Raw genomic sequence first — 3,270 nt, 5'->3', positions numbered from 1 at the left:
TTGAGCAATTGCAGGCTGATCTTGACGAATGGCTCGATCACTACAACAATACACGCACACATCAAGGTAAGATGTGCTGCGGAAGAACACCGTTCGAGACAATGATCGAAGGCAAAACAATCTGCAAGGAAAAATTCATAGGTTGAATTTAACCTGACTGATACCACTCCAAAACTGATAACTGTCAGATCAAGTTTGAACCACTACACTTTAAAAGTCATAAATTGATATCTTAAACAATCGAAACGAAAGCCTGATGTTTCCCCACCGCCTTCATTCAGAAACAAGCGAACCTGATAACGCGCTTTATCAATACCCGGTCTCTTTGCGAGAGCAGGTAATGGCTGCACCTCAGGTTCCAGGCGTATATATATTTCATGGGCTAAATCAAAACTATCCGCTTTATATCGGCAAGAGCATCAATATACGCTCTCGGTTATTGTCTCATTTGCGAAATCCGAAAGAGACGCGACTATTAAAGCAGACCTCTAACATCAGTCATATACCGACTGCCGGTGAGATCAGCGCCCTACTTTTAGAGGCTCAGATGATCAAAGAGCAACAGCCATTATTTAACAAACGCCTTCGAAAAACTAAAGACACCTGCTCTTTTGCACTCACTGAGAATGGCCTCACTATCCAATATATGGACAAACTGGAAGACAATTCCAATGTCGAACTGTTCGGACTGTTCAAAAACCAGACGACAGCTAAGGAGCGGCTGCGTGAATTGGCTGATGAATACCGATTATGCCTCAGCGTATTAGGTTTTGAACCAAACACAAAAGGAAGAGCATGTTTTCGCTCCGCTATCAAAAAATGCGCAGGTGCCTGTTGTGGCAACGAAGACCTTCAGCAGCACGACACTCGCCTTCGCACAGCACTTAACCAATATAAAATCGCCACTTGGCCATATGACGGTGCAATCGCACTACATGAAAGCTTTGGCCGTCTAAACCAATATCACGTGCTTCATAATTGGCGCTATCACGGTAGTTATAAATCAGAACGGAACGTTCAAAAATACAAGCTTAATCCCAAAACACTCTTTGACGTAGACATGTACCGAATTTTGGTAAAGCCCATTTTATTTGGTTCTCCTAAAATAATTAAGTTACAGTGATAAAAATCAACAAATGGTTGAATTTCAAGATATTTCAAACCAAGGGTTGACATTGCGGGCATACACCCTACATTAGGCATATCGATATTTGCTTGTTTAGCTTTGCTTTCTACGCACCATGTGCGTCTTTAACGAACCTTCTTTCAAAAAATCGCTATCACGTTCACAGTACATATTTGTGCTGGGAGCATCCTATTGTTGCTAAGAAAGGGTTCATTATGGCCACCGGCACAGTTAAATGGTTTAATTCTACAAAAGGCTTTGGCTTTATTCAGCCTGACAATGGCGGCGCAGATGTGTTTGTACATATTTCTGCTGTTGAGCGTTCAGGCCTACAGTCTTTGACCGAAGGTCAGACAATTTCCTTTGATACCGAGCGTGATAATCGCTCGGGCAAGACATCTGCTTGTAACCTGCAAGCAGCTTAATTCTGTAGCCGCCTTCTTGTGACCACGGATGTACTGGCACAGGAGTGGCTAAGAGTTTTGAAGGCTGAGCGATTGCTCAGCCTTTTTTATTTCATTTATTATTCACAACTCCAATCGTTCCTAAGAATGAGAAAGAGGACAAATTGCAAGTTTTAGTACGTGACAACAATGTTGATCAGGCTCTCCGTGTTCTAAAGAAAAAAATGCAGAAGGAGGGCATACTTCGTGAGTTAAAAGCTAGACGTGCTTATGAGAAACCATCTGAACGTCGAGTTCGCGAAAAGGCTGATGCAATCAGCCGCGCACGTAAAGCCGCTAAAAAACAAGCGCAAAGGGATGGCCTCCTGCCAAAGCCGAAAAGAAAAAGCCCTATGCAAAGGCCGAGATTTAACTCACCTCAAACAAGCAGTGCATCCGGAACATCTAGTGAATAGCTTCAACACACGGATAAATTGAAGTGGTTCAAACTTGATCTGAGACATATGAGTTTTTCAGCGCCATCTGTCAGGTTAAATTCAACCTATGAATTTTTCCTGCCAGATTTTTTCTGCCGTCGATCATTGCTTCGAATGGTGTTCTTCCGCAGCACATCTTACCTTAATGTGTGCGTTTATTGTTGTAGTGATTAAGCCGTTCGTCAAGATCAGCCTCCAATTGCTCAATGGACTTGTATATCTTCTTGCAGAAGGCGACCTGATAAAACTCCTGCAAGATCGTTTTATGAAATCGCTTGCTGACACCATTGGTCTGGGGTTGTTTCACTTTGGTTTTGGTATGATAAATGTCGTTAATGGCAAGGAAAAGCTGATAATCGTGGCTTTCCGCTTTGCCGCATTATCCGGCTCTCCGACCAGTTAAAATCCGTAGCAACGGTAATCCCTGCTCCTCCATAAATGGCAGAACCATGTCATTGACCAAATCGGCGGCTGTGGTTGTTGTTTTGGTTGTTTAATGCTTGGCATGGGCATGTTTTGAATGAGTGTCCACATAGGTCTGCCGCTAGACGCGACCGACATCTTTCAGTGTTCCGACATAAAACATAGCCATCACCAGCCCCTTCTTTTTTCCATACTCATTACGACCGACACTCCCTTGGCCAGCCTGTTTATCATCCTGCGCTACATACACAGCTGTTTCAGATCAAAGGCTGATCGTCTGCCAGCCTGCGCAGTTATTCGCACTGGTGGTGCAAACCTCCAAGCGCAACACACAGAGCAAAACCGTCCATATAGTTGTTTGTTTTATTGATTCCTGCTCTGCTCTGGATTGCATGTGTAATGGCCTGTACAGCCTTTAATACTGCCAGTTGTTTGCCGTCATTAAAATCAAAGACCCGCCTGAAAGATGGGGGGGGAGTGTTGGGGATCAGGTCACATTTAATCGCATTTCAAAAAATAAAAAACGACTCTCTTAAAAGCCGTCAAAGCATTTGCCGGCACTTTAGTATCAACTAAATTAATTGCCAGTTTTCATTGAAATAAAAATTATCTGCTTGTAAATAAAATCGTGCTAATGAATGTGGAAAAATACTACAGACAAGAGAATATCACATTACTATGCAGTAATCCATTTTGCTAACTTGACTATATTCCAGAATATTTTCATTTTGCTGCCATGCGGAAATTGTAGTTGCCCCCGAAAGATCGGTCATTTTTACTGGTTAATTTGCTCCGCGATAAACTCACGGGGTGAACGATATCCTAAAGCTTTATGTGGGTG

Annotated in this window: 3 protein-coding genes and 2 pseudogenes; 4 read left to right on the top strand and 1 reads right to left on the bottom strand. The window is 42.8% G+C overall.

All coding sequences use genetic code 11. The features are described 5' to 3' along the window. The 4 genes and pseudogenes from FHS77_RS15860 to rpsU form a co-directional block, all read left to right on the top strand. Nucleotides 1-146, top strand: a pseudogene (locus tag FHS77_RS15860) (IS481 family transposase); the annotation flags it as partial. Nucleotides 147-340: 194 nt separating this feature from the next. After that, nucleotides 341-1,123, top strand: coding sequence for a hypothetical protein (locus FHS77_RS15855; RefSeq protein ID WP_210307176.1), 783 nt, complete (start codon nt 341-343; stop codon nt 1,121-1,123). Between the two features lie 218 nt (nt 1,124-1,341). After that, a complete protein-coding gene (locus FHS77_RS15850; protein WP_184224881.1) occupies nt 1,342-1,551 on the top strand; it encodes a cold-shock protein in 210 nt (69 codons plus the stop codon). 143 nt (nt 1,552-1,694) lie between these two features. Then, the gene (rpsU, locus tag FHS77_RS15845; protein ID WP_184224880.1) at nt 1,695-1,985 is read left to right on the top strand and encodes a 30S ribosomal protein S21; all 291 of its coding nucleotides are present in this window, start codon (nt 1,695-1,697) and stop codon (nt 1,983-1,985) included. Nucleotides 1,986-2,055: 70 nt separating this feature from the next. Here the strand turns inward: rpsU and FHS77_RS16345 are convergent. Next, nucleotides 2,056-2,589: pseudogene (locus FHS77_RS16345) on the bottom strand (integrase core domain-containing protein); the annotation flags it as partial. Between the last annotated feature and the right edge of the window lie 681 nt (nt 2,590-3,270).

It is taken from the genome of Paenochrobactrum gallinarii, from assembly GCF_014205685.1.
GTDB lineage: Bacteria > Pseudomonadota > Alphaproteobacteria > Rhizobiales > Rhizobiaceae > Paenochrobactrum > Paenochrobactrum gallinarii.
The sequence above is the reverse complement of the archived record's forward strand: the minus strand, read 5'-3'. Positions and strand labels throughout refer to the sequence as shown.